This is a genomic window from Nocardioides sp. (assembly GCF_035547795.1).
GTDB lineage: Bacteria > Actinomycetota > Actinomycetes > Propionibacteriales > Nocardioidaceae > Nocardioides.
In genome coordinates this window covers 1-6,385 of the sequence record NZ_DASZUF010000094.1, presented here as the reverse complement: position 1 = coordinate 6,385, position 6,385 = coordinate 1, and the positions used below count along the sequence as shown (strand labels likewise).

The window sequence follows — 6,385 nt, the reverse complement described above, 5'->3', positions numbered from 1 at the left end:
ATCTCGGTGCCCATCTCCGGGCAGACGCCGCAGTCGTAACAGGGCGTCCAGCGGCAGTCCTCGACCTCGATGGCCTCGCCGCGGCCGGCCGCGAGAGCGTCCTCCCAGTCGCCCCACAGCCAGTCCTTGTCGAGCCCGCTGTCGAGGTGGTCCCAGGGCAGGACCTCGTCGTACTCCCGCTCGCGGGTGGTGTACCAGTCCACATCGACGCCGGTGCCGGCCAGCGCCCCCTCGGCGCAGGACATCCAACGCTGATAAGAGAAGTGCTCGCTCCAGCCGTCGAAGCGGCCGCCGTCGCGCCACACCGCCTCGATGATGCGCCCGACCCGGCGGTCCCCGCGGGAGAGCAGGCCCTCGACGATGCCCGGCTTGCCGTCGTGGTAGCGGAAGCCGATCGCGCGACCGAACCGCTTGTCGGACTGGACCTCGCGGCGCAGCTTGGCCAGCCGCGCGTCGGTGGTCTCCGCGTCGAGCTGCGCGGCCCACTGGAACGGCGTGTGCGCCTTGGGCACGAACCCGCCGATCGACACCGTGCAGCGGATGTCGGTGCGCCCGGAGACCTCGCGACCCTTGGCGATCACCTTCTTCGCCAGGTCGGCGATGGCGAGCACGTCCTCATCGGTCTCGGTGGGCAGACCGCACATGAAATAGAGCTTCACCTGGCGCCAGCCGTGGGAGTACGCCGTCGCCACGGTGCGGATCAGGTCGTCCTCGGTGACCATCTTGTTGATCACCGCGCGCATCCGCTCGCTGCCGCCCTCGGGGGCGAACGTCAGCCCGGAGCGCCGGCCGTTGCGGGAGAACTCGTTGGCCAGCGTGATGTTGAACGCGTCGACCCGGGTCGAGGGCAGCGAGAGCGAGACGTTGGTGCCCTCGTAGCGGTCCGCGAGCCCGGTCGCGATGTCCCCGATCTCGGTGTGGTCGGCGCTGGAGAGCGAGAGCAGCCCGACCTCCTCGAAGCCGGACTTGCGGATGCCGTTGTCCACCATCGCACCGATGGTGTTGATCGAACGCTCGCGCACCGGCCGGGTGATCATGCCGGCCTGGCAGAACCGGCAGCCGCGGGTGCAGCCACGGAAGATCTCGACGCTGAACCGCTCGTGCACCGTCTCGGCCAGCGGCACCAGCGGCTTGGCCGGGTAGGGCCACGCATCCAGGTCCATCAGGGTGTGCTTGCGCACCCGCCAGGGGATGTCGGGGCGGTTGGGTACGACGGCCTCGATCGCGCCGGTGTCGTCGTACGTCACGTCGTAGAAGCGGGGCACGTAGACGCCGCCCGAGACGGCCAGCCGCCGCAGCACCTCCTCACGGCCGCCCGGGCGGCCCTGCTGCTTCCACTCCCGCACCACCTCGGAGATCGCCAGCACGACCTCCTCGCCGTCGCCGAGCACGGCCGCGTCGATGAAGTCGGCGATCGGCTCAGGGTTGAACGCGGCGTGGCCGCCGGCGATCACGATCGGGTGGCTCTCCCCCCGGTCCGCGGCGTGGATCGGGATGCCGGCCAGGTCGACCGCGTTGAGCATGTTGGTGTAGCCGAGCTCGGTGGAGAAGCTGATCCCGAACAGGTCGAAGTCGCCCACCGGCCGGTGCGCGTCCACGGTGAACTGCGGGATCGGGCCGTGCTCGTCGCCGGCGCGCATCACCCGCTCCATGTCGGGCCAGACCGCGTAGGTGCGCTCGGCGACGATCCAGTCGCGCTCGTTGAGGATCTCGTAGAGGATCTGAACGCCCTGGTTGGGCAGCCCGATCTCGTAGGCGTCGGGGTACATCAGCGCCCAACGCACGGTCTCGGCATCCTCACCCCAGTCCTTGACGGTGGAGTTCAGCTCGCCGCCGACGTACTGGATCGGTTTCGAGACCGAGGTGAGGAACCGCTCGAGGCGGGGGAAGACACTGCTCGACACCCGCTCGATGCTACCGCCGCACCGGCCGATGCGCCGAGTTCGGGATCCGGATGTTTCGACCGAAGACGACGCGGGGAGAAGTCCCACCGGGATAGCAAATCAACCTGACTATCCCGACCGCCTTTCGAGGCAATTCGCGCTCCGGTCCCTTGGGAAGTCGGGGCATTCGAAGCCGGATGCGCTCGGGCCCGGCCTGAACAGACGAGTGAGGGACACTTGTGAAGACGAAGAAGATCGCCGTCGCGGCGGTCACCGCGGTGGGCCTGGTGGCCCCCTTCGGCCTCAGCATGGGGGCCGCGCACGCGGACTCCGACGAGGGCTACCTGATCGGCACTGTCACCGACAGCGCCGGGCATCCGGTGGTGGACGCCAGCGTCACCGTGAAGAGCACGTCGGGAGACTCGGACTCGGGTAGTACGGATCGGTTCGGCCACTATGTCGTGGGCGTCTACGACTGGGAGATCGCCGACGGCGGCACCTGGACGATCACCGCCAGCGCCACCGGCCTGACCACCTCGACCGCCCAGGCGGTCACCGTCCCGGCCGCCGGTCAGAACGCCGCGGGCCCGACGATCGCACTCGCGCCGAAGGCCTACACGCCCGACCTGACCGGCGTCGTCCTGACCGGCTCGGTGAGCACGCCCAACGGCCCGGCGCACTCCGGCTGGGTCGACGCCTACGACCCGGCCACCGGTCGGATCGTCGACGAGGCCCAGGTCGAGCCCAACGGCGCCTACTACTTCTACGGCTCCTCCACTCCCGGCGACTACGACATCAACTCCAAGAGCGTGAAGCTGCAGTTCACCGTCGACGGCTACCAGTCGCTCTTCTACGGCGGCACCACCTCGAAGCGGCTGGCGCCCGCGCTCACCGTGCCGGCGTACGGCCAGGCTCCGGCCGTGGTCAACGGCGCGGTCACCGCCGACGGCACCGTCACCGGTACCGTCAAGCTGCCGGCCGCCGGCGCCAACTGGAACGCCAACGTCACCATCTACGACCAGGACGGCAACCCGGTCGGCTACAGCAACACCGACGCGACCGGCCACTTCAGCGCCGACGTCCCGCCGGGCACCTACTACGTCCGCGCCGACGGGTCGACCTGGAAGAACTGGGTGCCGACCGGCTCCACCACGCCGCAGGAGGCGTACGGCACCGAGTACAACTTCGTCGCCGGCTACTACGGCGGCAAGAAGGCGGTCTCCCTGGCCACCGCGAAGAAGCTCGTGGTCGGCGCCAACGCGACCAAGTCGGTCGGCACCATCACGCTGACCAACGCCTACCACGCCGTCGAGAAGCCGTTCGTCACGGCGAAGAAGGGCATCAAGGCCGGCGCACGGCTGAAGGTCGGCCACGGTAGCTGGAACCACAGTTCCGACACGACCTTCACCTACACCTGGAAGGTCGGCAAGAAGACGATCGGCCACAAGGCCTCGCTGAAGCTGACCAAGAAGATCTGGAAGAAGAAGCTCAAGAACGGCAAGAAGGCCAAGAAGCTGACCGTCACCGTCACCGCGAACGACAAGTACGGCTACCTGGTCAGCGGCTCCAGCAAGCAGAAGGTCGCCAAGGCCCTCGCCAAGGAGCAGAAGGCCGCCCAGAAGGCCGTCAAGAAGGCGCAGAAGCAGGCGAAGAAGGTCCAGAAGAAGACCAAGCACTGACCCGCCTCGCCAGCAGCACGGTGCCCCGCCCGGCTCTCCGGGCGGGGCACCGTCGTCTCTGTGTGCAGAGGCGCTACTCCGCGGCGGTGGCGCGCGCGGCAGCCGCCGCGGCAGCGGCTGAGGTCGCCCGCAGCTCCACCTCGGGCATCACTAGCAGCACCAGGAAGGCGAGTACGCCGATCCCGCCGACGATCCAGAAGACCTCGTTGACCGAGTCGGTGAAGCCGACCTTGAACGGGTGCGACACCTGCGGGCTGAGCTGGTTGATCACCGTGGAGTCCTTGCTGAACTCCTCGGCGAACGCCGGGTCGCCGGCGAGCACCTTCTGGTCGACGCTGTTCGGCTTGAGCTGGCCGGCCGAGATCGAGTGCTGGATCGCGGGCGTCTCGTCCTTGAACGCCGTGGAGATGTGGCCGCCCATGGTGCTGAACAGGATCGAGAGGAACACCGCGACGCCGATGGTGCCGCCGATCTGGCGGAAGAACGTGGCCGAGGCGGTGGCCACGCCGATCGCCTGCGGCGGTACGGCGCTCTGCACGGTGAGGATGAGTGGCTGCATGCAGTTACCCACGCCGTACCCGATGATGAGCATGTAGATCATCACCAGCCACAGGTGCGAGTCCGCGCTGACCTGGGTCATCAGGAACATGCCGACGGTGAAGATCGCCGAGCCGAAGATCGGGAACATCCGCGGCCGGCCGGTCTTGGCGATCAGCAGACCGGAGAGCATCGAGGCGGTCATCATGCCGACCACCATCGGCAGCATCATCAGACCGGACTCGGTCGGCGTCGCGCCGTGCACGATCTGCAGATAGAGCGGCAGCATCATCATGCCGCCGAAGAGCGCCATGCCGACGATCACGCTGGCCACGATCGTGACCGAGGCCGCCCGGATCCGGAACAGCTGCATCGGGATCAGCGCACCGGTGCCCATCGCGGTCTCGGCACCGATGAAGGCGACCAGGCCGATCGCGCCGATGACGAAGCAGAGGAGGGCGCGGCCCGAGCCCCAGCCCCACTCCTGCCCCTGCTCGGCCACTGTCAGCAGCGGCACCAGGCAGACGACCAGTGCGACAGCGCCCCACCAGTCGATCTTGGCGGTCCGGCGGATGTGGTGCACGTGCAGGGTGCGGAAGACGACGATCAGGGCGACGATGCCGATCGGCACGTTGACCAGGAAGACCCAGCGCCAGCCGGCGATGCCGAGGATGGAGGAGGCACCGGCGAAGAAGCCGCCGATGACCGGGCCGAGCACGCTCGAGGTGCCGAAGGTGGCCATGAAGTAGCCGGTGTACTTCGCCCGCTCACGCGGGCTGACGATGTCGCCGATGATGGCGAGCACCAGGGTGAACAGACCACCGGCGCCCAGGCCCTGGAAGGCGCGGAAGCCGGCCAGCTCGTACATCGAGGTGGAGAACGAGCACAACGCCGAGCCCAGGATGAAGACGCTGATCGAGAACATGAACAGCTTCTTGCGACCCCACAGGTCGCCGAGCTTGCCGTAGATCGGCGTGGTGATCGTCGAGGTGATCAGGTAGGCGGTGGTCACCCACGCCTGCGCACTCAGGCCGTGCAGGTCGTCGGCGATGGTGCGGATCGACGTGGAGACGATGGTCTGGTCGAGAGAGCCCAGGAACATCCCGAGCAGGAGACCGGTGAGGATGGTGAGGATCTGCTTGTGGCTGTACTCACCTGGAGCGGCGTGGCCCGGCGGTAGGGCGGCGGTAGCGTCATTGGTTGTCATCGGCAACTAACTTACTCCCACCTCCGCCCCATCGCCAAACAGAGACCACCCCGCAGACGGACGCTGCCGGACCGACGCGGCGATCAGGGCGCGGTGTAGGCCCAGGTCGCGTAGATGCTGACCTGGCCCGAGTCGACCGTGGTGGTCCCGACGACGTAGAAGGCGCCGCCGCCGTGGTCGAACCAGGCATCGCCAACGATGCTGCCCAGGCCGCTGGAGGAGCCCATGTACAGGCACACCTTCCCCGCCGGGGCGGTCGGCTGCTCGTAGCTGCCGGTGCACGTCCCGTCGTCATCGGTGGTGGTGGTCGAGGAGTCGGCCGCGAAGTTGACGTGGCCGTTGTCCAGGCCGGTGGGTGCGACCGCGGGCAGGTTGACGTTCTCCACGACGGCCTGGCCGGTCGCGGTGGCGATGGTGGCGGTGTAGATCCGACCGGTCACGGTGGTGCCGGAGGGGATCGTGTCCCAAGCACTGGTGCCGCGCGGGCCGGTGGAGCCGGCCGGACCCGTCGCGCCCGTGGCGCCGGTGGCGCCTCTCGCGCCCGTCGCGCCGGCGGGGCCGGCGGGTCCTGCCATGGTCCGCTTCGTGGCGGAGGAGAGATCGACCGGCGCGATGGTGCCGTTCTTGATCTTCGACGAGGTGATCGCATTGGCTGCGATCTGTTTCCCCGTGATCTTGCCGGCGGCGTACGCGCCGCCGGTCCCAAGAGCCAGGACGAGGGCCAGCGTGGCGGCCACGTCCGCGTAGGTGGGGCGTCGGATCCTCATGGCTCGAACCTGACCAGGTCACCGGTCCGGGGCGCCGGTCCGGCCGCGTTGATCCCCACATTTGGGGACCACCGACCGGAGGCACGCCACCGTACGGCGCCGGGCCCTGCTCAGTCGCCCGAGGACGTCAGGCTGGCGTAGGACGGCAGCCGGCGACCGGCCTCGACGTACTCCACCGGGAGCCGGGTGCGGTCCCACCACGGCAGCAGGGCGACCGTGCTCAGCTGCGCCGGGGAGAGCACCGGGTCGGGCCGCACTGCGTGCCTCTCGTCCTGCTGGGTGTTGGCGGCGCCGAGGACCAGCCGCAGGTCG

At 68.7% G+C, this 6,385-nt stretch carries 5 protein-coding genes; 1 reads left to right on the top strand and 4 read right to left on the bottom strand.

Translation table 11 applies throughout. The features are described 5' to 3' along the window. Nucleotides 1-1,904: TIGR03960 family B12-binding radical SAM protein (locus tag VHA72_RS06795; protein ID WP_325573689.1), on the bottom strand; the 1,904-nt coding region annotated here is incomplete at its 3' end. A 218-nt stretch (nt 1,905-2,122) separates the two neighbouring features. On the opposite strand from VHA72_RS06795, the gene VHA72_RS06790 reads away from it, so the two are divergent. Continuing rightward, entirely contained in the window at nt 2,123-3,562 is a 1,440-nt protein-coding gene (locus VHA72_RS06790; protein WP_325573688.1) for a carboxypeptidase-like regulatory domain-containing protein, read from the top strand. Between the two features lie 73 nt (nt 3,563-3,635). On the opposite strand, the gene VHA72_RS06785 is transcribed toward VHA72_RS06790, so the two are convergent. The 3 genes from VHA72_RS06785 to VHA72_RS06775 all read right to left on the bottom strand — a co-directional run. Then, the gene (locus tag VHA72_RS06785) at nt 3,636-5,306 is read right to left on the bottom strand and encodes an MDR family MFS transporter (RefSeq protein WP_325573687.1); all 1,671 of its coding nucleotides are present in this window, start codon (nt 5,304-5,306) and stop codon (nt 3,636-3,638) included. Between the two features lie 83 nt (nt 5,307-5,389). After that, a complete protein-coding gene (locus VHA72_RS06780; protein ID WP_325573686.1) occupies nt 5,390-6,073 on the bottom strand; it encodes a hypothetical protein in 684 nt (227 codons plus the stop codon). A gap of 110 nt (nt 6,074-6,183) precedes the next feature. Next, a partial coding sequence (locus tag VHA72_RS06775; RefSeq protein ID WP_325573685.1) for a hypothetical protein occupies nt 6,184-6,385 on the bottom strand: 202 nt, incomplete at its 5' end.

Excerpts from the sequence above, each read along its gene's own strand:
- VHA72_RS06785 (WP_325573687.1), bottom strand. The coding sequence starts at position 5,306 with ATGACAACCAATGACGCTACCGCCGCCCTACCGCCGGGCCACGCCGCT.
- VHA72_RS06780 (WP_325573686.1), bottom strand. The coding sequence starts at position 6,073 with ATGAGGATCCGACGCCCCACCTACGCGGACGTGGCCGCCACGCTGGCC.